We start from the raw sequence: 21,497 nt of genomic DNA on the forward strand, positions 1-21,497 counted from the left end.
GGTGACCGGCTTACATGATCGGAAGGAGTGCCATGGCGAATCCTGAGAAGGCTGCCGCCGTCGATGAGTTGAAGGAACTCTTCAACAACTCGACTGCCGCAGTGCTCACGGAATACCGCGGCCTCTCCGTGGGCCAGCTGCAGACTCTGCGCCGGTCCGTGCGAGAGAACGCACACTACGCTGTGGTGAAGAACACGCTCACCGAGATTGCGGCCCGGGAAGTCGGCATCGACGCCTTTGAAGGCAAGATGTCCGGACCCTCCGCAATCGCCTTCGTCCACGGGGACCCCGTGGACGTGGCCAAGGCGCTGCGTGACTTCGCCAAGAGCAACCCTGAGCTCATCGTCAAGGGCGGCTACATGGATGGCGTAGCCCTCGATGAGGCAGGAATGAAGAAGCTCGCGGATCTTGAATCCCGTGAGGTTCTGCTCGGCAAGATGGCTGGTGCCCTCATCGGCGTCCAGTCCAAGGCTGCTGCACTGTTCCAGGCGCCGCTGTCGAAGGCCGTTCGCACGGTCGAGGCGCTGCGCGAGAAGCAGGAAGCTGCCTGAGCTCGAGCTCACCACAGATCCGCAAGCAACACCCCCTAAACACTTAGAAGGAGCGCCCCCATGGCGAAGATGAGCAACGACGAACTGATCGAACAGTTCAAGGACATGTCCCTGATCGAGCTCTCCGAGTTCGTCAAGGTCTTCGAGGAGACCTTCGACGTCACTGCAGCTGCTCCCGCAGCAGCCGCAGCAGCTCCCGCAGCAGCCGCTGAGGAAGAAGAAGAGCAGACCGAGTTCGACGTGGTCCTCGAGGCCGCAGGCGAGAAGAAGATCGGTGTCATCAAGGAGGTGCGCGGTCTGACTTCCCTCGGTCTCAAGGAGGCGAAGGACGTCGTCGATTCCGCTCCCAAGGCCGTCCTGGAGGGTGTCGACAAGGCAACCGCCGAGAAGGCGAAGGAGACCCTGGAGGCCGCAGGCGCCACCGTCACCCTCAAGTGATCGGGGCGGCGAGAGCCGCATCCAGGCAGTCTTGACTGCATACAGAGATCCCCCGGAAGGCTTCCTTCCGGGGGATCTCTGTATTGCTGGATCTCTGTATTGCTGAAACTCCGTGTTCCAGAAACTCCGTGTTCCCGAGACGCTGGATGTCTGATCAGAGTCGGCTGCCAGGCTTGGGCATCAGCCCGGTCGCGACCAGGGCGAGCCCGGCCAGGGCGAAGACTCCGAGAGCCACGATGAGCCAGTCGATGTAGATCCCCAGCACGGTGCTCGCCAAGACCCACAGCGCCAGGGCCACCGCGATCGCGGCATAGATGGCCCCGGAGATGCGGGGTCCCTGGATCGACCTGGAGTCCGCTCGGCCGGAGGTCGCCGCCAGCGGACCCTTCGCAGCGGGGGCCGCCGCTGTGCCGGTCGGGGGAGCGGTCCCGGCGCTGAGCGCCGCCTCCGCCTCGGCGCGCTCGAACCAGCGGGGGCCGCGCTCGGGCTCCTTCCAGGTGAAGTCTCGTTCGCTCTGCGCCCGCAGCGACTCAGCCAGCAGCTCGTCGACTTCGGCCGGCTCGGGCGGAAGCGGCCGGGTGGGGTGGGTGCGCGCGTCCTGCTCGGGGTGCTCTGCGGTCATCGCTGCTCACCTTCCTGCTCGTAGGTGGTGGAGTCATAGATCGTGATGTTGCCGAAGGCGGAGTTGAGCTCCAGATGGATCTGATCCTCGGAGTCCTCGGGTCCTATGACCAGGTCCCCGCCGGAGATGCCCGAACGCTCCAGGCCGTCGTCCTGCGTGGCGATCTCCAGGTTGCTCAGCGCCTGCCCGTTGCTGAGGAGGACCTGGGTCTCGTCGGGGACGATCACCGTGGTGTTGGAGAAGGCCTGGTTGACCTGGGCGTCCCAGACGACGGGATCAGCCGGTCCGCTCAGCGCCTCAAGGTCGCGCAGGTCCACCGTGGTGTTGGCGAAGACGCTCTGCACCTGGGTCTCCGTGGTGGTGTAGTCGCCGAAAGCGTGGTTCGATCCGCCGCCGAAGCCGGAGGCGCTCTGTCCGGCAAAGAGCACCAGCATGACCGCAGTGCTCAGCGCGAGCAGCCCCGGAGTGCCGGGGCGCCCGCGCAGCGCCGCCGTGAAGTGGGTCAGCCCGAGTACCAGCACCAGACCGGCGGTGGCCGCGATGGCCACGGTGGTGCTGGAGAGCCCGAGTCCTCCGCCGAACCAGGCGAGTCCCACGATGACCGGCAGGGCCAGCATCGCCAGACCCCAGCTCAGCTGACGGCGACGACGCCGGGCGGCCTGCTCTCGGAACGAGGGCTGCGGGCGGGGCTCCCGGGTCCTGGCGGACACGGAGCTCGCCGGGGCCGCAGCGGAAGCAGCAGGGGAGGCGTGAGCGGCCGGGCTCGGTGTGGCTGAATCTTCCTTGGGATACCAGGCCGGTTTCCCGTCCGCACGCGGCGGCTTCGAGTTCCCGGCCTCAGCTTTTCCCGCGCTGCCCTGACCTGAGGCGTCGAAGCGGCCCGGGGTCGACCGGCCCGCGGCGCCGGAGGCTGATCCTTGCGTGCCTGCTGTGCTCGAGCGCCGCCGATGATTGCGAACCATCACGTAGATGGCCCAGCCCACTGCTGCCAGGATGACCAGGTTCAACAGCACCGCGAGCGGTCCAGCGATGCTGACCGGGGTGAAGATGTTCAGTGCGCCGATGACCGTGAGGACGGCACCGCCGATGAATCCCGAGGTGTAGTCGCCACGCACCGCCTGCTGCGCATGGATCCTTCCCTCGCGATCTGGGATGAACATCCACGCCAGCCCGTAGAGCAGTGCCGCGGGGGAGAAGAAGATGATGAAGGCGACGACGCCGAGCCCCCGCACCAGGGCGGCGTCCCATCCCACCTTGAGTGAGATTCCGGCGAAGATTCCCCCGAGCCAGCCTTCTTCGGGGCGAACGAGTCCTGTGGTGCGCATCCAGTCGAAGAAGCGGCGGCCTGTCTCAGGCTTCTGATTGTCCATGCCTCCAGTCTCCGCCGGGCGCGCCTCTCTCCGCTATTGGGGGGCACCCTGATTGAACCCTGAATCCTGGCCCCGGGCCCCCGATATGGGGCTCAGACCATCGAAGTGCACCGGTCTGCGTGGCAGTATGGAGAACATGGACAGCGCCAGCCAGACGCCCCCGGCGCAGAACAGCGCGCGCCCGCAGCGGCCTCCGCTGCTGCGCGCCGCGCAGACCCCGCTGGCAGGGGTCTGCCTGGGCCTGTCCCGTCACCTGGGGATCTCGGTGACCTCGGTGCGCACCGTCATGATCGGACTCAGCATCGCCGGCGGTATTGGCCTGCTGCTCTACTGCTGGCTCTGGATCTTCGTCCCACTCCAGGACGAGCCGCGACCCGATGCGGCAGCCCGGGGCCTCAGCGGCCCTGCAGTCGAGGGCGGCGACACCACGGGTCAGGAGAGCACCGGAACGCAGGGGAGTGCCGCCAGCGGCATCGATCCCAAGGCGGAACCCGCGCAGTACTGGAGCACCCGAGGACGCGAGCTGCTCCATTCCCTGACCAGCTCCCCGCAGGTGCTGCTGGGCGGAGCGCTGCTGGGCGGGGCCGGGCTGATCGGGCTGCAGCTGCTGGGCGCACAGATCAACTGGTGGCTCATCGGACCTCCGCTGATCCTGGGGGTCGGGGTGCTGCTCGCCTGGTCCCAGGTGGACGCCATCGGCCCCAGCACCGCGGACCAGACACCAGGCCAGCGTGCCCCCGGGGCTCGGTCCCGGCAGGCCATCCTGTGGCAGTTCGCCATCGGGGCGCTGCTGGTGATCCTGGCACTGCTGCTCCTGGCCGGTGGTTTCCTGCCCGCGGCGGACCTCCTGCTGGGACTGATGGTGGCGGCGATGCTGCTGGCCGGCGTCGCCCTGGTCACCGCGCCGTGGCTGATCCGGCTCTACCGCACCTCCAACACCGAACGTGCCCGCGCCGCCGCAGAGGCCGAGCGCGCCGACATCGCGGCCCACCTGCACGACTCGGTGCTCCAGACCCTGGCCATGATCCAGAAGCACCGCCACGACCCCGCATCCGTGGAACGGCTGGCCCGGCGACAGGAGCGGCAGCTGCGCGGCTGGCTCTACAGCCGGGACAGCCCCGAGACCGGAACCCTGAAGGAGCAGCTGACCAGCGTCGCCGCCGAGCTCGAGGAGCTGCACAGCGTGCCCGTGGAGGTCGTCGCCGTCGGGGAATCGCAGCGCAGCGATCACCGGGTCCTGGTGGCCGCGGCCCGGGAGGGCATCGTCAATGCGCTCAAGCATGCCGGTCCTGCCTCGGTGTACCTGGAGTCCACTGCTGCCGAGGATGCGGTGTTCATCCGCGACCGCGGGACCGGATTCGACCCCGGCGGCATCGAGTCCGACCGGCTGGGCGTGCGCGAATCGATCATCGGACGCATGAACCGGGCCGGCGGGTCGGCGAGGATCCGCTCGGGCGAGACCGGCACCGAGGTCCAGATTCGCATGCCCGTGACCGCGACGACCGCCCCGGAATCGGCCACCGAGACGATGCCTCAGCGCGAGGAGACCTATGGATGAGCAGTCGACCGGCGATCTGCGCCGGGTGGTCATCGTCGATGACCACGGGATCTTCCGCGCCGGACTGAAGTCGGAGCTCTCGGGCCGGGTCGAGGTCATCGGCGAGGGCCACGACGTCGAGTCCGCGATCGCCGCGGTCCGGGCCGGACGCCCGGAGGTGGTGCTGCTCGACGTGCACCTGCCCGGCGGGACCGGCGGGGGAGGGGCCGAGGTCGTGCGGGCCTGCCGCGACCTCCCCGAGGTGCGCTTCCTCGCGATCAGCGTCTCTGACCAGGCCGAGGACGTGGTCTCGGTGATCCGCGCCGGGGCCCGAGGCTACGTCACCAAGACCATCAGCACCGCCGACCTGGTCCAGGCCGTGCAGGACGTCGCCACCGGAGACGCGGTGTTCTCGCCACGCCTGGCAGGATTCGTGCTCGACGCCTTCGGCACCGGGGGAGTCGAGGACGTGCGTGACGAGGAGCTGGACCGACTCTCGGCCCGCGAGGTGGAGGTGATGCGGCTGATCGCGCGCGGCTACACCTACCGGGAGATCGCCGGCGAGCTGTTCATCTCGATCAAGACCGTGGAGACCCATGTCTCCAAGGTGCTGCGCAAGCTGCAGCTCTCCTCGCGCCACGAACTCACCCGCTGGGCGGAGCGGCGCCGAATCGTCTGACGCCTGACGCCTGAGGCCTGACGCCTGAGGCCTGACGCCTGACGCCTGACGCCCGACACCCGGCGCCTGCCGCCCGACACCCGGCGCCTCATCCCCGGCGCGCCGGGGGTGTGTCCCATCGCACGTCCTGTGCACGCAGGCTGGTACAGTTACTGCCCAGAAAGCCCGGAGCCCCTTTAACACTCTCCGCCGGCCTTCCCATTCGGCGTCAGGCACAGCCCTCGCGTCTCATGCCCCAGTGGCTTCATCTTGCCTTGGGCTGTCTTCGTGGTCTATTCTGTACTTTTGCGCATCTTCTCTACATCAGTGCCTTCAAATAGCGGTGGGCAGTTGAATTTATGCGTGATTCCTACGGAAGCTACGAAGGTCTGTGGAAGGATCCAACTTGGTCGCCTCGAGCACCTCAACGACTCAAACCGCTGCCTCGGCCCGCACTGCTGAATACGCAGGCCGACTCTCATTCGCAAAGATCCACGAACCCCTCGATGTCCCAGAGCTGCTGGCTCTGCAGATCGACTCCTTCGACCGCCTCATCGGCAACGACAGCTGGGCTGCTCGCGTCGAGGAGGCCCGGCAGAAGGGCATCAAGGGCGTTTCCGAAACCTCCGGACTCTCCGACATCTTCGAAGAGATGTCACCGATCGAGGACTTCCAGGGCACCATGTCCCTGAGCTTCTCGGATCCTGAGTTCGCCGACCCCAAGATGCCGGTCGCTGAGTGCAAGGAGCGGGACACCACGTATTCCGCTCCGCTGTACGTCAAGGCCGAGTTCATGAACCACAACACTGGTGAGATCAAGCAGCAGACCGTGTTCATGGGCGATTTCCCGCTCATGACCGATCGCGGCACGTTCATCATCAACGGCACCGAGCGCGTGGTCGTCTCCCAGCTGGTCCGTTCCCCGGGCGCCTACTTCGAGCGCACCCCGGACAAGACCAGCGACAAGGACATCTACACCGCCAAGGTCATCCCCTCACGCGGTGCCTGGTTCGAGCTCGAGATCGACAAGCGCGATCAGGTCGGCGTGCGCCTGGACCGGCGCCGCAAGCAGCCGGTCACCGCGCTGCTGAAGGCCCTGGGCTGGAGCGAGTCCCGGATCCTGGAAGAGTTCGGCGAGTACGACTCGATCCGCGCCACCATGGAGAAGGACGCCTTCGAGACCCAGGCCGACGCGCTGATCGACATCTACCGCAAGCTGCGCCCGGGCGAGCCGCCGACCGTGGAGGCCGCCGAGTCGCTGCTGCGCGGGCTCTACTTCACCCCGAAGCGCTACGACCTGGCCAAGGTGGGCCGCTATAAGCTCAACCGCAAGCTCGGCGTGGACAAGGCGTTCACCGACGCCGACGCCTCGGTGCTCAACGAGGCGGACATCGTCGCGATGATCCACTACCTCGCCGCGCTGCATGCCGGCAAGGAGAGCATCAAGGGCGTCCGCGACGCTGAAGAGATCGACGTGCACGTCAGCGTCGATGACATCGACCACTTCGGCAACCGCCGCATCCGTGCGGTCGGCGAGCTCATCGAGAACCAGGTCCGCACCGGCCTGTCCCGCATGGAGCGTGTGGTCCGTGAGCGGATGACGACTCAGGACGTCGAGGCCATCACGCCGCAGACGCTGATCAACATCCGCCCCGTCGTCGCCTCCATCAAGGAGTTCTTCGGCACCTCCCAGCTCTCGCAGTTCATGGATCAGAACAACCCGCTGGCCGGACTGACGCATAAGCGTCGCCTCTCCGCGCTGGGCCCGGGCGGTCTCTCCCGTGATCGCGCCGGCATGGAGGTCCGTGACGTCCACCCGTCGCACTACGGCCGCATGTGCCCCATCGAGACCCCGGAAGGCCCGAACATCGGCCTGATCGGCTCGCTGGCCACCTACGGGCGGATCAACGCCTTCGGCTTCATCGAGACCCCGTACCGCAAGGTCATCGACGGCGTGGTCACCGAGAAGATCGACTACCTCACCGCCGACGACGAGCTGGTCTCCCAGATCGCCCAGGCCAACGCGCCGCTGAACGAGGACGGGACCTTCGCTGAGTCCACCGTGCTCTGCCGCGGCCGCGCAGACGGAACCGGTGAGCAGGGCGAGCCCGTGCTGACCATTCCGGACGCGATCGACTACATGGATGTCTCACCGCGCCAGATGGTCTCGGTCGCCACGGCGCTGATCCCGTTCCTGGAGCACGACGACGCCAACCGCGCACTGATGGGCGCCAACATGCAGCGCCAGGCTGTGCCGCTGCTGGAGTCGGAGTCCCCACTGGTCGGCACCGGCATGGAGAAGTTCGCCGCGATCGACGCCGGAGACTCGGTCACCGCGGAGAAGCCCGGCGTGGTCACCCGCGTGGCCGCCGACATGGTCACCGTGCTCAACGACGACGGCACGCAGATCCATTACCCGATCATGAAGTTCCAGCGCTCGAACCAGGGCAACGCCTACAACCAGCGGGTGCGGGTCTCCGAGGGGGATCGCCTGGAGCGCCAGTCGATCATCGCCGACGGACCCTCCACCGAGGCCGGCGAGCTGGCCCTGGGCAAGAACCTGCTGGTCGCGTTCATGTCCTGGGAGGGTCACAACTTCGAGGATGCGATCATCCTCTCCCAGCGGATGATCCAGGACGATGTGCTCACCTCGATCCACATCGAGGAGCACGAGGTCGATGCTCGCGACACCAAGCTCGGTGCCGAAGAGGTCACTCGTGACATCCCCAACGTCTCCGAGGAGATGCTCGCCCAGCTCGACGAGCGCGGCATCATCCACATCGGTGCCGAGGTCTCTGCAGGCGACATCCTGGTCGGCCGCGTCACGCCCAAGGGCGAGACCGAGCTGACCCCGGAGGAGCGCCTGCTGCGCGCCATCTTCGGTGAGAAGTCCCGCGAAGTGCGTGACACCTCGCTGAAGGTCCCCCACGGCGAGTCCGGCACCGTCATCGGCGTCCGGATCTTCGACGCGGAGGAGGGCGACGATCTGCCCCCCGGCGTGAACCAGCTGGTCCGCGTCTACGTGGCTCAGAAGCGCAAGATCACCGACGGCGACAAGCTCGCCGGCCGCCACGGCAACAAGGGCGTCATCTCCAGGATCCTTCCTGTGGAGGACATGCCCTTCCTGCCCGACGGCACCGCGGTGGACATCGTGCTGAACCCGCTGGGTGTGCCCGGTCGTATGAATATCGGCCAGGTCATGGAGGTCCACCTCGGGTGGGCAGCCAAGCAGGGCTGGAAGATCGAGGGCGAGCCTGACTGGATCAAGAAGCTCCCGAACCTGCCCCGCGAGACCGGACCCACCAAGGTCTCCACCCCGGTGTTCGACGGCGCCGAGCCGGCCGAGCTGACCGGCATCCTGGAGTCTGTGAACCCGTCTCGCGACGGCGAGCAGCTCGTGGGTGCCAACGGCAAGGCGCAGCTCTTCGACGGTCGCTCCGGCGAGCCGTTCCCTGAGGGCGTCGCGGTCGGCTACATGTACATCCTGAAGCTGCACCACCTGGTCGATGACAAGATCCACGCACGCTCCACCGGACCGTACTCGATGATCACCCAGCAGCCGCTGGGCGGCAAGGCGCAGTTCGGTGGACAGCGCTTCGGTGAGATGGAGGTCTGGGCCCTGGAGGCATACGGCTCCGCCTACACCCTGCAGGAGCTGCTGACGATCAAGTCGGATGACATCCACGGTCGTGTGAAGGTCTACGAGGCCATCGTGAAGGGCGAGAACATTCCGGAGCCTGGTGTTCCGGAGTCGTTCAAGGTGCTCATCAAGGAGATGCAGTCGCTCTGCCTCAACGTGGAGGTCCTCTCCGCGGACGGCAGCAAGGTCGAGATGCGTGACTCGGAGGAAACCGGGTTCAGCGCTGCGGAGGAGCTCGGCATCGATCTCTCCCGCGCAGAGCCCAGCTCGGTCGAAGAGGTCTGAGGGCCTCACCGATGCACCTTCACTCCGTCACGAATCTTTAGAGAAAAGAGAGATACCGGACTATGTCCCAAGAATCCTCATTCGGCACAATGCGTATCGGGCTTGCCACCGGTGACGAAATCCGTGGTTGGTCCTATGGTGAGGTCAAGAAGCCTGAGACCATCAACTACCGCACCCTGAAGCCCGAGAAGGACGGACTCTTCTGCGAGAAGATCTTCGGCCCGTCCCGGGACTGGGAGTGCTACTGCGGCAAGTACAAGCGCGTGCGCTTCAAGGGCATCATCTGTGAGCGCTGCGGCGTCGAGGTCACTCGCGCCAAGGTGCGCCGTGAGCGGATGGGTCACATCCAGCTCGCCGCCCCGGTGACTCACATCTGGTACTTCAAGGGCGTGCCCTCGCGCTTGGGCTACCTGCTGGACCTGGCGCCGAAGGACCTCGAGAAGGTCATCTACTTCGCCGCCTACATGATCACCGAGGTCGACACCGACCGTCGCCACGACGACCTGCCGAACCTGCAGGCCGAGATCGACCAGGAGCTCAAGCACCTGGCCGATCAGCGTGACTCCGACATCGCCGCGATCTCCAAGGACCTCGAGGGTGACCTCGAGCGTCTGGAGGGCGAGGGTGCCAAGGCTGCCGAGAAGAAGAAGGCACGCGACACCTCCGATAAGCAGATGTCGCAGGTGCGCAAGCGCGCCGACGCCGAGATCGAGCAGCTCGAGCGGGTCTGGGATCGCTTCAAGAACCTCAAGGTCTCTGACCTCGAAGGTGATGAGGCGCTCTTCCGCGAGATGCGCACTCGCTACGGCCAGTACTTCGAAGGTGCCATGGGCGCCGAGGCGATCCAGCGTCGCCTGGCCACCTATGACATGGAGGCCGAGGCCGAGCGGCTGCGCGAGATCATCGCCACCGGCAAGGGGCAGCGCAAGACCCGTGCCCTGAAGCGGCTGAAGGTGCTCAACGCGTTCCTCGCCAACGGCACCACCCCGCGCGGCATGGTGCTCGAGGCCGTCCCGGTGATCCCTCCGGAGATCCGCCCGATGGTTCAGCTCGACGGCGGTCGCTTCGCGACCTCGGACCTCAACGACCTCTACCGTCGTGTGATCAACCGCAACAACCGTCTGAAGCGTCTGCTGGATCTCGGTGCCCCCGAGATCATCGTGAACAACGAGAAGCGGATGCTCCAGGAGTCCGTGGACTCGCTCTTCGACAACGGTCGTCGCGGTCGTCCGGTCACCGGACCGGGCAACCGTCCGTTGAAGTCGCTCTCTGACATGCTCAAGGGCAAGCAGGGACGCTTCCGGCAGAACCTGCTCGGCAAGCGCGTGGACTACTCCGGGCGTTCGGTCATCGTGGTCGGACCGCAGCTTCAGCTGCACCAGTGTGGTCTGCCCAAGCAGATGGCGCTGGAGCTGTTCAAGCCCTTCGTGATGAAGCGCCTGGTGGATCTGAACCACGCGCAGAACATCAAGTCGGCCAAGCGCATGGTGGAACGTCAGCGTCCCCAGGTCTGGGATGTTCTCGAAGAGATCATCACCGAGCACCCGGTGTTGCTGAACCGCGCACCCACCCTGCACCGTCTGGGCATCCAGGCCTTCGAGCCGCAGCTGGTGGAGGGCAAGGCCCTTCAGCTGCACCCGCTGGTCTGCTCGGCGTTCAACGCCGACTTCGACGGTGACCAGATGGCTGTCCACCTTCCGCTGTCTCCCGAGGCTCAGGCCGAGGCGCGCATCCTGATGCTCTCCTCGAACAACATCCTGAAGCCCTCGGACGGCCGCCCGGTGGCGCTGCCCTCGCAGGACATGATCATCGGTCTGCACCACCTGACCACCAGGCGTGAGGAGGAGACCGGCGCAGGCCGCGCCTTCTCCTCCATCGGTGAGGCTCAGATGGCCTTCGACCTGCGCGAGCTGCACATCAACGCGCCGGTGAAGATCACCGTCGAGGGCTACACGCCGTCGGCGGCGGTTCCTGCTCCCGAAGGCTGGGAGCCCGGAACCCCGGCCACGCTGACCACCACCATGGGCAAGGTGCTCTTCAACCAGCTGCTGCCGGAGGGCTACCCCTGGCAGGACTCGGTGGCGGACAAGGGCCAGCTCTCGAGCCTGATCAATGATCTGGCCGAGCGCTACCCGAACAACGTCACCGCGCGCACCCTGGACAACCTCAAGGATGCCGGCTTCTACTGGTCCACCCGCTCGGGCGTCACCGTCGCAATCTCGGACGTGACCTCGAACATGGACAAGAAGAAGATCATGGACGTCTACGAGGATCAGGCCGCCAAGGTCCAGTCCCAGTACGACATGGGTCTGATCGGCGACGACGAGCGCCACGCAGAGCTGGTCGAGATCTGGACCAAGGCCACCGACGAGGTGGCCGCAGCGATGCAGGCCGGCATGGATGAGCACAACAACATCAACCGGATGGTCACCTCCGGCGCCCGAGGCAACTGGCTTCAGGTCCGGCAGATCGCGGGCATCCGTGGTCTGGTGACCAACCCCAAGGGTGAGATCATCCCGCGGCCGATCAAGTCCTCCTACCGCGAGGGCCTCTCGGTCCTCGAGTACTTCATCGCCACCCACGGTGCCCGCAAGGGCCTGGCGGACACGGCGCTGAAGACGGCGAACTCGGGCTACCTGACCCGTCGTCTGGTGGACGTCTCGCAGGACGTCATCGTGCGTGAGGCAGACTGCGGGACCTCCCGCGGGCTGACCGTCACGATCGCGGTGGCCGACGACAACGGCGAGCTGAAGCTGCATGAAGAGGTGGAGAACTCCGCCTACGCCCGCACGCTGGCCGTGGATGTGCATGACGCCGAGGGCAACCTGCTCGCAGAGGGCGGATCCGACGTCGGCGATGTGCTGATCGACAAGCTCTTCGCCGCAGGCGTCTCCGAGATCAAGATCCGCTCGGTGCTGACCTGTGAGTCGGCCGTGGGCACCTGTACCCGCTGCTACGGCCGCTCGCTGGCCACCGGACAGACCGTGGACATCGGCGAGGCTGTCGGCATCATCGCCGCGCAGTCCATCGGTGAGCCCGGCACGCAGCTGACCATGCGTACCTTCCACACCGGCGGCATCGCCTCGGCAGATGACATCACCCAGGGTCTGCCCCGTATCCAGGAGCTCTTCGAGGCCCGCACCCCCAAGGGTGTGGCGCCCATCGCGGAGGTCGCCGGACGGGTGCACCTGGATGATTCAGAGAAGCAGCTGCGCCTGGTGCTGACTCCTGATGACGGTTCCGAGGAGCACGCCTACCCGATCCTGCGCCGTGCGCGTCTGCTCGTCTCCGACGGTGAAGCCGTCGAGGTCGGTCAGCAGCTGGTGGCAGGCGCCGTGGATCCCAAGCAGGTGCTTCGAGTGCTCGGCCCCCGCGCCGCACAGAAGTTCCTGGTCTCCGAGGTCCAGGACGTCTACCAGTCCCAGGGCGTGGGCATCCACGACAAGCACGTGGAGGTCATCGTCCGGCAGATGCTGCGCCGGATCACCGTCATCGACTCCGGCGGCACCAAACTGCTGCCGGGCGAGCTGGCGGACCGGTTCCGCTTCACTGCCGCCAACCGCAAGGCTGTGGCAGAGGGCGCGCAGCCGGCCTCGGGACGTGACGAGCTGATGGGCATCACCAAGGCCTCACTGGCCACGGATTCCTGGCTCTCGGCGGCCTCCTTCCAGGAGACCACCCGGGTGCTCACCCAGGCGGCGATGGAGTCCAAGTCCGATCCGCTGCTGGGCCTGAAGGAGAACGTGATCATCGGCAAGCTGATCCCGGCCGGCACCGGTCTGGATCGGTACACCCAGTCCACGGTGGAGCCCACCGAGGAGGCCAAGGCCAACCTGTTCACCGGCCCGAGCCTCTACGGCTCGAGCTTCGACTACGCAGGAGCCGAGGGCGACGGCGAGTTCCATGCCATCCCGCTCGACGACTACAACACCGACGTCGACTTCCGCTGAGCGGAGCTGACACGACGTTCCGCTGAGGCCCCGAAGATCGGGGGCTGAGGATGGAGCGGCAGGCAAGGCCCGGGGGAGCGATGCTCTCCCGGGCCTTGCCTCGTCTGAAGCGTCCTCGGGCCCGTTCGCGCTCCGAGGGCACAGCTGTTAGTGTTAACGTGATTGTTTCTGATGTGGCAGAGGGACTCGGTCCGGGTTGCGGGGAAGTTGCGCAACACATGCCACATTTTTGCACGCCTGGGGACCAGTACCCGCGGACCGTGTCTAGAACTCTCGACCGCGGGCAGACCTCAAACCTCTGCTTCCCTCACTACACGTATGGAGAACGCATAGTGCCTACTATTCAGCAGCTTGTGCGCAAGGGGCGTCATCCCAAGCGCACCAAGAACAACACCCCTGCACTGCAGGGCAGCCCGATGCGTCGTGGCGTGTGCACCCGTGTGTACACCACGACCCCGAAGAAGCCGAACTCGGCTCTGCGCAAGGTGGCCCGTGTGCGCCTCGGCGGCGGCGTCGAAGTCACCGCCTACATCCCGGGCGAGGGTCACAACCTGCAGGAGCACTCGATCGTGCTCGTGCGCGGTGGTCGTGTGAAGGACCTTCCCGGTGTCCGTTACAAGATCGTCCGCGGCGCCCTCGACACCCAGGGTGTCAAGGGTCGCGGTCAGGCTCGCTCCCGCTACGGGGCCAAGAAGGAGAAGAAGTAATGCCACGTAAGGGACCCGCACCCAAGCGCCCTCTCGTCCAGGATCCGGTCCACGGATCACCCTTGGTCACGCAGCTGATCAACAAGGTCCTGGTCGACGGCAAGAAGTCCACCGCAGAGCGCATCGTCTACGGCGCGCTCGAAGGTGTCGCGAAGAAGTCCGGCGATGACCCGGTGACCACGCTCAAGAAGGCCATGGACAACGTCCGCCCGGCACTGGAGGTCCGCTCCCGCCGCGTCGGCGGCGCGACCTACCAGGTCCCCGTGGAGGTCAAGCCCGGTCGCTCGACCGCGCTGGCCCTGCGCTGGCTGGTCGGCTACTCCAAGGACCGCCGCGAGAAGAGCATGACGGATCGCCTGATGAACGAGATCCTCGACGCCTCCAACGGTCTTGGTGCCGCTGTGAAGCGCCGCGAGGACACTCACAAGATGGCCGAGTCCAACAAGGCCTTCGCCCACTACCGCTGGTAATAGAAAAGGGGAATCACCGTGGCACAAGACGTGCTCACTGACCTCAAGAAGGTCCGCAACATCGGCATCATGGCTCACATCGATGCCGGTAAGACCACCGCAACCGAACGCATCCTGTTCTACACCGGCATGAACCACAAGATCGGTGAAACTCACGACGGTGCGTCCACGACGGACTGGATGGAGCAGGAGAAAGAGCGCGGCATCACGATCACCTCCGCCGCGGTGACCTGCTTCTGGGGCGACAACCAGATCAACATCATCGACACCCCCGGGCACGTGGACTTCACCGTCGAGGTGGAGCGCGCGCTGCGCGTCCTCGATGGCGCCGTCGCCGTGTTCGACGGCAAGGAAGGCGTGGAGCCGCAGTCTGAGACTGTCTGGCGCCAGGCCGATAAGTACAACGTCCCGCGCATCTGCTTCGTCAACAAGATGGACAAGCTCGGCGCCGACTTCTACTACACCGTGGACACCATCAAGTCCCGGCTGGGTGCAACACCTCTGGTGATGCAGCTGCCGATCGGCTCTGAGAGCGAATTCGTCGGCGTCGTCGACCTGCTCCAGATGAAGGCCCTGGTGTGGCCCGGTGACTCCAAGGGCGATGTGACCATGGGTGCTCAGTATGAGACCCAGGAGATCCCCGAGGACATGAAGGAGCAGGCCGAGGAGTACCGCAACACGCTCATCGAGCAGGTTGCCGAAGCTGACGATGTGCTGATGAACAAGTACCTCGAAGGCGAAGAGATCTCCAACGACGAGCTCAAGGAAGGCGTTCGCAAGCTCACCGTGGCTTCCGCCGCCTACCCGGTCTTCTGCGGCTCTGCATTCAAGAACCGCGGCGTCCAGCCGATGCTCGACGCTGTCATCGACTACCTGCCCACCCCGGCAGACGTCGAGGCCATGGAGGGCCACAAGCCCAACCATGAGGACCAGATCCTGACCCGCCGCCCGAGCAAGGACGAGCCGTTCTCCGCTCTGGCGTTCAAGATCGCCTCCCACCCGTTCTTCGGGCAGCTCACGTTCATCCGCGTCTACTCCGGCAAGCTCAACGCCGGTGCGCAGATCGTGAACTCCACGAAGGGCAAGAAGGAGCGCATCGGCAAGCTCTTCCAGATGCACGCCAATAAGGAGATGCCGGTCGACGAGATCCAGGCCGGCCACATCTACGCGGTCATCGGGCTCAAGGACACCACCACCGGCGACACCCTGTGCGATCCCAACGAGCAGATCGTGCTCGAGTCGATGACCTTCCCGGAGCCTGTGATCTCCGTGGCCATCGAGCCGAAGTCCAAGAGTGACCAGGAGAAGCTCTCCACGGCCATTCAGAAGCTGGCCGCCGAGGACCCGACCTTCACCGTCACCCAGAACGACGAGACCGGTCAGACCGAGATCGGCGGCATGGGCGAGCTCCACCTGGACATCCTGGTGGACCGCATGCGTCGCGAGTTCAACGTGGAGGCCAACGTGGGCAAGCCCCAGGTGGCCTACCGCGAGACCATCAAGAAGCGTGTGGAGAAGGTCGACTACACCCACAAGAAGCAGACCGGTGGTTCGGGCCAGTTCGCCAAGGTGCTCATGAACTTCGAGCCCCTCGACACCGCGGACGGCGAGATGTACGAATTCGCCAACCTGGTGACCGGTGGACGCATTCCGCGCGAGTACATCCCCTCCGTGGACGCAGGCATCCAGGACGCCATGGGTCTCGGCGTCCTCGCCGGCTACCCGATGGTCGGAGTGCGCGCCGAGCTGACTGACGGCGCCTACCACGACGTCGACTCCTCGGAGATGGCGTTCAAGCTCGCCGGCTCCCAGGTGTTCAAGGAAGGCGCACGCCGGGCCAACCCTGTGCTGCTCGAACCGATGATGTCCGTCGAAGTCCGTACTCCCGAGGAGTACATGGGCGAGGTCATCGGTGACCTGAACTCCCGCCGCGGTCAGATCCAGTCAATGGATGACGCAGCAGGTGTGAAGGTCATCAAGGCACTCGTGCCGCTGTCCGAGATGTTCGGCTACATCGGTGAGCTGCGCTCGCGCACTCAGGGCCGTGCAGTCTTCACCATGTCCTTCAACTCGTACGCCGAGGTTCCGAAGGCCGTGGCCGAAGAGATCATCGAGAAGAACCGCGGCGCCTGATCCACCACTCGGCTCCCCGGTCCGCCGAGTCCGCTCGGCGGACCGGGATCGAGCCAGGCGGCTCGGCAATGCTTCGAGGAAGCGAGGTCTCCGAATGACCTCCACCGCTCCTCACGCAGCACCATTCGGAAAATTTCACCAAATACCTAGCGATTAGTAGACTTGCATGAGTTTCAGCCTCGTTGACAGTGCGGCTGGAGTAAGTCTTCTTACCTGAACAAGTTCTATAGGAGGAACCTGTGGCCAAGGCAAAGTTTGAGCGTAACAAGCCGCACCTGAACATCGGCACCATCGGTCACGTTGACCATGGAAAGACCACCCTGACCGCCGCGATCTCGAAGGTCCTGGCAGATAAGTTCCCGGACCTGAACCAGGGCCGCGACTTCGCCTCGATCGACAACGCTCCCGAGGAGCGCGAGCGCGGCATCACGATCAACGTCTCCCACGTGGAGTACCAGACCGACAAGCGCCACTATGCACACGTGGATGCCCCCGGTCACGCTGACTACGTGAAGAACATGATCACCGGTGCCGCTCAGATGGACGGTGCGATCCTGGTCGTCGCCGCCACTGACGGCCCGATGGCGCAGACTCGCGAGCACGTGCTGCTGGCCCGCCAGGTGGGCGTGCCCTCCCTGCTGGTCGCACTGAACAAGTCCGACATGGTCGAGGACGAAGAGCTCCTGGACCTCGTCGAGATGGAGGTGCGCGAGCTCCTCGATTCACAGGGCTACGACGGCGACAACGCACCGGTCATCCGCACCTCGGGCCTGAAGGCTCTCGAGGGCGACGCCGAGTGGGTCAAGACCGTCGAAGAGCTCATGGAAGCCGTGGATACCTTCATCCCGGAGCCGGAGCGCGACAAGGACAAGCCGTTCCTGATGCCCATCGAGGACGTCTTCACCATCACCGGTCGCGGCACCGTGGTCACCGGTCGCGCCGAGCGCGGCACGCTGAAGATCAACTCCGAGATCGAGATCCTCGGAATCCGTCCGAAGCAGAAGACCACCGTCACCGGCATCGAGATGTTCCACAAGCAGCTCGACGAGGCATGGGCCGGCGAGAACTGTGGCCTGCTGCTTCGCGGTCTGAAGCGCGATGACGTCGAGCGCGGCCAGGTCGTGGCAGCTCCCGGCTCCATCACCCCGCACACGCAGTTCGAGGCCAACGTCTACATCCTCTCCAAGGATGAGGGCGGTCGCCACAACCCCTTCTACACCAACTACCGTCCGCAGTTCTACTTCCGGACCACCGACGTCACCGGCGTCATCTCGCTGCCCGAGGGCACCGAGATGGTCATGCCCGGTGACAACACCGAGATGACCGTGGAGCTCATCCAGGAGATCGCCATGGAAGAGGGCCTCGGCTTCGCCATCCGCGAGGGTGGACGCACCGTTGGTTCAGGTCGCGTCGTGAAGATCCTGAAGTAATATTCGGATCTCTCGCATGACCCAGGTGCTGGGGCAAGAACCCGGCAGCTGACATGAGGCAATAACACGAGACCCCGGTGGCATTAGCCACCGGGGTCTCGTGTTTGTCATGGGTCCCTATCTATGTGAGAATAGACAGGTTGCTCACGGGCCCTGTGCCCCGGTGTGCCCTCGGGTCCACCGTGTGGAGCGAATACCAAAAACTTATAGGCCGACACCCGCTCAGTGTTTTGCTGTGTGCAGGATCCCTGCTCATATAAGCGACACGCCCGACCGCGGGGGTCGGATGCCCGTCAGCCCGAGGAACCCGTCGAGGCCTGCTTCACGCAGGGTTCGCCCGGACGGATTCGGACTGTTCGGGTCGTGCATCTTCTCCACGCATCGTCAGACTCGGGAGACCGAGCGGATGCTGGTGCGGGTGCGCAGCCCATAACTGCAGAAGGTCAGCACCGCCTGCCCCGCGAGGGAGCCAGCGCTGATGCCTCTCTGGGAGCCCCCATGGCTCCGTCACAGTCTTGGGCTGCGACGTAAGACGAATGTCAGAACACCAGAAAGAGGCTCAACGCATGGCGGGACAGAAAATCCGCATCCGGCTGAAGTCGTATGACCACGAAGTCATCGACACCTCGGCCCGGAAGATCGTCGACACGGTCACACGTGCTGGTGCAACGGTTGTCGGCCCAGTGCCGCTGCCCACCGAGAAGAACGTGTATGCCGTGATCCGGTCGCCCCACAAGTACAAAGACTCTCGCGAGCACTTCGAGATGCGCACTCACAAGCGCTTGATCGACATCGTGGACCCGACGCCCAAGGCCGTCGATTCCCTGATGCGACTCGACCTGCCTGCAGACGTCAATATCGAGATCAAGCTCTAGCAGGGAGGTGCTGAGAACACTATGACCAATATTTCCCGCGTTGAACTGAACGTCAAGGGACTGCTGGGCACGAAGCTCGGCATGACCCAGGTCTGGGACGAGAACAACGTTCTCATCCCAGTCACTGTTGTCCAGGCCGACTCCAATGTCGTGACCCAGGTCCGCACCATCGACAGCGACGGATACAACTCCGTCCAGATCGGTTTCGGGCGCATCGATCCCCGCAAGGTGACCAAGCCGCTGGCAGGTCACTTTGAGAAGGCCGGCGTGACCCCACGCCGCCACGTGGTGGAGATCCGCACCGGTGACTCCGGCTCCTACGAGCTCGGACAGGACCTGACCGTCGAGTCCTTCGAGACCGGCCAGAAGGTCGATGTCATCGGCAAGACCAAGGGCAAAGGCTTCGCCGGCGTCATGAAGCGTCACGGCTTCGCCGGTGTGGGCGCCTCGCACGGTTCGCACAAGAACCACCGCAAGCCAGGCTCCATCGGCGGCGCATCCACCCCGGGCCGCGTCTTCAAGGGTCTGCGCATGGCAGGTCGGATGGGCGGCGTCCGTCAGACCACCCATAACCTGACCGTCCACGCAGTGGACCCCGAGAAGAACCTGCTGCTCATCAAGGGTGCCCTTCCGGGTGCTCGCGGCCAGGTCGTCCTGGTCCGCACTGCAGTGAAGGGAGCATGATCCACATGGCCAACAAGGTTTCTGTCGACTTCCCCGCCGAAGTATTCGACGCCAAGACCAACGTCGCGCTGATCCACCAGGTGGTCGTCGCTCAGCGAGCTGCGGCTCGCCAGGGTACCCACAAGACCAAGACTCGTGCAGAGGTCTCCGGCACCGGCGCCAAGCCGTTCCGGCAGAAGGGCACCGGTCGTGCCCGTCAGGGCTCGCTGCGCGGACCCCACATGGTCGGCGGCGGCGTGGTCCACGGACCGCAGCCCCGCGACTACTCCCAGCGCACGCCCAAGAAGATGAAGGCCGCCGCCCTGCGCGGTGCCCTCTCGGACCGGGCACGCAACGACCGCATCCTCGTCGTGGACTCACTGGTCACCGACCAGGCCTCGACGAAGGCGGCCAAGGCGGCGCTGGCAGGACTCGGCGGCGCTAACCGCAACTGGCTGGTCGTGATCGACCGCAGCGATGACATCGCCGCGCTGTCGACCCGCAACCTGCCGCACGTCCACACCCTGTATGCCGATCAGCTGAACACCTACGACGTCATCGTCTCTGATGACATCGTGTTCACGCAGGCCGGCTATGACGCCTTCCTGGCACAGGGCACTGCGAAGGAGGAGACCAAGTGAGCGTCCTGACAAGCAAGGACCCGCGCGACGTCGTCATCGCACCCGTCGTGTCGGAGAAGTCCTACAGCCTGATCGATGAGGGCAAGTTCACCTTCCTGGTGGACCCCCGAGCCACGAAGTCCGAGATCAAGTACGCGGTGGAGAAGATCTTCTCCGTGCGCGTCGCCTCGGTCAACACCATCAACCGAGCTGGCAAGCGCAAGCGCACCAAGTTCGGATGGGGCTCACGCACCGGTAACAAGCGTGCGATCATCACCCTCAAAGAGGGACACAACATTGACATCTTCGGAGGATCCGCAGCCTGATCGGCTGATCGGAACCACTTGATCGAGGAAGAAGAATATGGCTATCCGTAACCTCAAGCCGAACACACCGGGCCAACGCGGCTCGTCTGTGGCCGACTTTGCAGAGATCACCCGGGACACCCCGGAGAAGTCCTTGCTGCGTCCGCTGTCCAAGACCGGCGGCCGAAACAGCTCGGGCAAGATCACCACACGTCACAAGGGTGGTGGCCACAAGCGCCAGTACCGTGTGATCGATTTCCGTCGCGCAGACAAGGACGGAGTGCCGGCGAAGGTCGCTCATATCGAGTACGACCCGAACCGCACCGCTCGTATTGCGCTGCTGCACTTCATCGACGGCACCAAGCGCTACATCCTGGCCCCGGCCAAGTTGGAGCAGGGTGCAGCCGTGGAGTCCGGCCCCAACGCCGACATCAAGCCCGGCAACAACCTGCCGCTGCGCAACATCCCACTCGGCACCGTGGTGCATGCAGTGGAGCTGCGTCCAGCAGGCGGCGCCAAGCTCGGCCGCTCCGCAGGCGCAGGCATCCAGCTGGTGGCCCGCGAGGGCAAGTTCGCCCAGCTGCGTCTGCCCTCCGGCGAGGTCCGCAACGTCGATGTTCGCTGCCGCGCGACCATCGGTCAGGTGGGCAACGCCGAGCAGTCCAACATCAACTGGGGCAAGGCTGGACGCATGCGCTGGAAGGGCGTTCGTCCGACCGTCCGCGGTGTTGTGATGAACCCGGTCGACCACCCGCACGGTGGTGGCGAGGGCAAGACCTCCGGCGGTCGTCATCCGGTCAACCCGAATGGCAAGCCGGAAGGGCGCACCCGCCGTCCGAACAAGGAAAGCGACAAGCTCATCGTGCGTCGCCGTCGTACCAAGAACAAGCGATAGGAGCCTGGAGACATGCCACGCAGCTTGAAGAAGGGCCCCTTCGTAGATCAGCACCTGTACCTCAAGGTCGTCGCTGAGAACGAAAAGGGCACCAAGAATGTCATCAAGACATGGTCCCGCCGTTCCATGATCATCCCCGACATGCTCGGCCACACTCTGGCTGTGCACGACGGACGCAAGCACATCCCCGTGTTCATCACTGAGTCGATGGTCGGGCACAAGCTCGGCGAGTTCGCTCCGACGCGTACATTCCGCGGCCATGTGAAGGACGACAAGAAGGGCAAGCGCCGCTGATCGCTTCCTCCTCCGAGGAACGATCTGCGAGCTTGTACTTCGTGTCACAAGACG

18 protein-coding genes are annotated in these 21,497 nt (G+C 65.0%); 16 read left to right on the forward strand and 2 right to left on the reverse strand.

Annotated features, from left to right (window positions below):
• Positions 1-32: 32 nt before the first annotated feature.
• Complete coding sequence (gene rplJ / locus EV640_RS09105; protein WP_036473229.1) at positions 33-551, forward strand: 50S ribosomal protein L10; 519 nt, start codon at positions 33-35, stop codon at positions 549-551.
• Between the two features lie 60 nt (positions 552-611).
• Entirely contained in the window at positions 612-989 is a 378-nt protein-coding gene (gene rplL, locus EV640_RS09110; RefSeq protein WP_133726314.1) for a 50S ribosomal protein L7/L12, read from the forward strand.
• Positions 990-1,143: 154 nt separating this feature from the next.
• On the opposite strand, the gene EV640_RS09115 is transcribed toward rplL, so the two are convergent.
• Together EV640_RS09115 and EV640_RS09120 are read right to left on the reverse strand one after the other, a co-directional pair.
• A complete protein-coding gene (locus tag EV640_RS09115) occupies positions 1,144-1,611 on the reverse strand; it encodes a hypothetical protein (RefSeq protein WP_133726315.1) in 468 nt (155 codons plus the stop codon).
• The gene (locus tag EV640_RS09120) at positions 1,608-2,981 is read right to left on the reverse strand and encodes a PspC domain-containing protein (RefSeq protein WP_051500773.1); all 1,374 of its coding nucleotides are present in this window, start codon (positions 2,979-2,981) and stop codon (positions 1,608-1,610) included. Before EV640_RS09120 ends, EV640_RS09115 begins: the two co-directional genes overlap by 4 nt.
• Before the next feature lie 136 nt (positions 2,982-3,117).
• Here EV640_RS09120 and EV640_RS09125 point away from each other — a divergent pair, with 136 nt between their 5' ends.
• The 14 genes from EV640_RS09125 to rpsS all read left to right on the forward strand — a co-directional run bounded on the left by EV640_RS09125 (position 3,118) and on the right by rpsS (position 21,443).
• A complete protein-coding gene (locus EV640_RS09125; RefSeq protein ID WP_166645899.1) occupies positions 3,118-4,539 on the forward strand; it encodes an ATP-binding protein in 1,422 nt (473 codons plus the stop codon).
• Positions 4,532-5,197: a LuxR C-terminal-related transcriptional regulator gene (locus EV640_RS09130; RefSeq protein ID WP_036473234.1), complete on the forward strand. Its 666-nt coding sequence runs from the start codon at positions 4,532-4,534 to the stop codon at positions 5,195-5,197. Before EV640_RS09125 ends, EV640_RS09130 begins: the two co-directional genes overlap by 8 nt.
• A gap of 385 nt (positions 5,198-5,582) precedes the next feature.
• Complete coding sequence (gene rpoB, locus EV640_RS09135; RefSeq protein WP_036473236.1) at positions 5,583-9,101, forward strand: DNA-directed RNA polymerase subunit beta; 3,519 nt, start codon at positions 5,583-5,585, stop codon at positions 9,099-9,101.
• 62 nt (positions 9,102-9,163) lie between these two features.
• Positions 9,164-13,051, forward strand: coding sequence for a DNA-directed RNA polymerase subunit beta' (locus tag EV640_RS09140; protein ID WP_133726317.1), 3,888 nt, complete (start codon positions 9,164-9,166; stop codon positions 13,049-13,051).
• 332 nt (positions 13,052-13,383) lie between these two features.
• A complete protein-coding gene (gene rpsL, locus EV640_RS09145) occupies positions 13,384-13,758 on the forward strand; it encodes a 30S ribosomal protein S12 (protein WP_036473238.1) in 375 nt (124 codons plus the stop codon).
• A complete protein-coding gene (rpsG, locus tag EV640_RS09150; RefSeq protein WP_036473239.1) occupies positions 13,758-14,228 on the forward strand; it encodes a 30S ribosomal protein S7 in 471 nt (156 codons plus the stop codon). Before rpsL ends, rpsG begins: the two co-directional genes overlap by 1 nt.
• An 18-nt stretch (positions 14,229-14,246) precedes the next feature.
• Complete coding sequence (gene fusA / locus EV640_RS09155) at positions 14,247-16,361, forward strand: elongation factor G (RefSeq protein WP_036473240.1); 2,115 nt, start codon at positions 14,247-14,249, stop codon at positions 16,359-16,361.
• Between the two features lie 239 nt (positions 16,362-16,600).
• Positions 16,601-17,791, forward strand: coding sequence for an elongation factor Tu (tuf, locus tag EV640_RS09160; protein WP_036473241.1), 1,191 nt, complete (start codon positions 16,601-16,603; stop codon positions 17,789-17,791).
• Between the two features lie 566 nt (positions 17,792-18,357).
• Positions 18,358-18,666, forward strand: a complete 309-nt coding sequence (gene rpsJ, locus EV640_RS09165) for a 30S ribosomal protein S10 (RefSeq protein WP_022871716.1) — start codon at positions 18,358-18,360, stop codon at positions 18,664-18,666.
• Between the two features lie 21 nt (positions 18,667-18,687).
• Positions 18,688-19,350 (forward strand): 50S ribosomal protein L3, encoded by a 663-nt coding sequence (gene rplC, locus EV640_RS09170; RefSeq protein ID WP_036473242.1) that lies wholly within the window; start codon positions 18,688-18,690, stop codon positions 19,348-19,350.
• 5 nt (positions 19,351-19,355) lie between these two features.
• Positions 19,356-19,970 (forward strand): 50S ribosomal protein L4, encoded by a 615-nt coding sequence (gene rplD, locus EV640_RS09175; protein WP_036473534.1) that lies wholly within the window; start codon positions 19,356-19,358, stop codon positions 19,968-19,970.
• Positions 19,967-20,275 carry a 50S ribosomal protein L23 gene (gene rplW / locus EV640_RS09180; protein WP_133726318.1) on the forward strand — a complete coding sequence of 103 codons (309 nt, stop codon included), beginning with the start codon at positions 19,967-19,969 and terminating at the stop codon, positions 20,273-20,275. The genes rplD and rplW overlap by 4 nt, the downstream gene beginning before the upstream one ends.
• Before the next feature lie 37 nt (positions 20,276-20,312).
• Positions 20,313-21,149, forward strand: a complete 837-nt coding sequence (gene rplB, locus EV640_RS09185) for a 50S ribosomal protein L2 (RefSeq protein WP_036473244.1) — start codon at positions 20,313-20,315, stop codon at positions 21,147-21,149.
• A gap of 12 nt (positions 21,150-21,161) precedes the next feature.
• Entirely contained in the window at positions 21,162-21,443 is a 282-nt protein-coding gene (gene rpsS, locus EV640_RS09190) for a 30S ribosomal protein S19 (protein ID WP_036473245.1), read from the forward strand.
• The last annotated feature ends 54 nt before the right edge of the window (positions 21,444-21,497 follow it).

It is taken from the genome of Nesterenkonia aurantiaca (assembly GCF_004364585.1).
Lineage (GTDB): Bacteria > Actinomycetota > Actinomycetes > Actinomycetales > Micrococcaceae > Nesterenkonia > Nesterenkonia aurantiaca.

What these genes read in the sequence shown, in the direction of transcription:
- rplJ (WP_036473229.1), top strand. Translation starts at nt 33, where the DNA reads ATGGCGAATCCTGAGAAGGCTGCCGCCGTCGATGAGTTGAAGGAACTC.
- rplL (WP_133726314.1), top strand. Translation starts at nt 612, where the DNA reads ATGGCGAAGATGAGCAACGACGAACTGATCGAACAGTTCAAGGACATG.
- EV640_RS09115 (WP_133726315.1), bottom strand. Translation starts at nt 1,611, where the DNA reads ATGACCGCAGAGCACCCCGAGCAGGACGCGCGCACCCACCCCACCCGG.
- EV640_RS09120 (WP_051500773.1), bottom strand. Translation starts at nt 2,981, where the DNA reads ATGGACAATCAGAAGCCTGAGACAGGCCGCCGCTTCTTCGACTGGATG.
- EV640_RS09125 (WP_166645899.1), top strand. Translation starts at nt 3,118, where the DNA reads ATGGACAGCGCCAGCCAGACGCCCCCGGCGCAGAACAGCGCGCGCCCG.
- EV640_RS09130 (WP_036473234.1), top strand. Translation starts at nt 4,532, where the DNA reads ATGGATGAGCAGTCGACCGGCGATCTGCGCCGGGTGGTCATCGTCGAT.
- EV640_RS09140 (WP_133726317.1), top strand. Translation starts at nt 9,164, where the DNA reads ATGTCCCAAGAATCCTCATTCGGCACAATGCGTATCGGGCTTGCCACC.
- rpsG (WP_036473239.1), top strand. Translation starts at nt 13,758, where the DNA reads ATGCCACGTAAGGGACCCGCACCCAAGCGCCCTCTCGTCCAGGATCCG.
- rpsJ (WP_022871716.1), top strand. Translation starts at nt 18,358, where the DNA reads ATGGCGGGACAGAAAATCCGCATCCGGCTGAAGTCGTATGACCACGAA.
- rplC (WP_036473242.1), top strand. Translation starts at nt 18,688, where the DNA reads ATGACCAATATTTCCCGCGTTGAACTGAACGTCAAGGGACTGCTGGGC.
- rplD (WP_036473534.1), top strand. Translation starts at nt 19,356, where the DNA reads ATGGCCAACAAGGTTTCTGTCGACTTCCCCGCCGAAGTATTCGACGCC.
- rplB (WP_036473244.1), top strand. Translation starts at nt 20,313, where the DNA reads ATGGCTATCCGTAACCTCAAGCCGAACACACCGGGCCAACGCGGCTCG.
- rpsS (WP_036473245.1), top strand. Translation starts at nt 21,162, where the DNA reads ATGCCACGCAGCTTGAAGAAGGGCCCCTTCGTAGATCAGCACCTGTAC.